The organism is Alcanivorax sp. HI0083, assembly GCF_001635175.1.
Genome location: NZ_LWFX01000112.1, coordinates 1 through 999 on the forward strand (window position 1 = coordinate 1; position 999 = coordinate 999).

Annotated in this window: 1 protein-coding gene; it reads left to right on the forward strand. The window is 57.3% G+C overall.

Features of this window, described 5'->3' with window-relative positions; all coding sequences use genetic code 11:
• Window positions 1-324: 324 nt before the first annotated feature.
• Window positions 325-999: S8 family serine peptidase (locus A3754_RS01320; protein WP_156496663.1), on the forward strand; the 675-nt coding region annotated here is incomplete at its 3' end.

Genomic DNA, 999 nt, shown 5'->3' on the forward strand with positions numbered 1-999 from the left:
ATAGCGAGGAGGCTTTCATCCGTTGCCGGGAAGGCTGCATCAGCATTTGGCCGGTGAACGATATGGTGTTTGCCTGCCTGGCCAAGCCAACCACTAACTCCCAGCGCATGCAGATGCTGGTGTGGAAAACGGTTTCCCGGTTGAGGGGACTGGTTTAGTCGACGGTATCTTCACGACCAGTTCTCATTTTCCCTTCTTGCCTTTAAAAGCGGCGCTTACAGGCCGCTGAACCCCTTTCAAAACAACAAAAAACTACACCCTGCCCATGGAGAGATACACGGCGTTTCCCTAGCGTTCTGACACTAACGTACTGGAGGGAACGCAATGCCACGATCGACATTCAAGGCCGCCGTGTTGGCCGCCGTTCTGGGGGGCAGCGTGCTGTCACCCGCCTGGGCCGCCGACGATAACAATACCCCCGCCATGGGGGAGATCATCCAAAACCAATACATTGTGACCCTGGCACCGAATATCACCGAGCAACTGGGCCTCACCAGCCTGACCACAGCTATTCAAACGCTGCTGGCCGGTATTGGTGGGGGCGAGGTGCTTTATACCTATGACCATGCCTTGCTGGGCATGACCGTAAGATTGACCAACCTGCAGGCAAACTTGCTTGGTATTCTGCCCGGTGTCATCTCGGTTGAGCCGGACCGCATGGTGACCACCGTAGCCGTGCAGAGTAACGCCACCTGGGGCCTGGACCGGGTCGATCAACCGGCCCTGCCGCTGGATAGCAGTTTTCAGTATCCAGACAACGGCGGGCGTGATGTGAACATCTATGTGGTGGATACCGGCGTGCGCACCACACATCAGGAATTTACCGGCCGAGTACTGCCCGGTCGCAATTTCGTGAGCTCCGGGGGTTTCCTGTTTGGTGGCAGTGTTAACCCTGACGACTTTGAAGACTGCAACGGCCACGGCACCCATGTAGCAGGCACCGCTGCCGGCAGCACTTATGGTGTGGCGAAACAGGCCAACGTGGTGCCGGTACGTGTA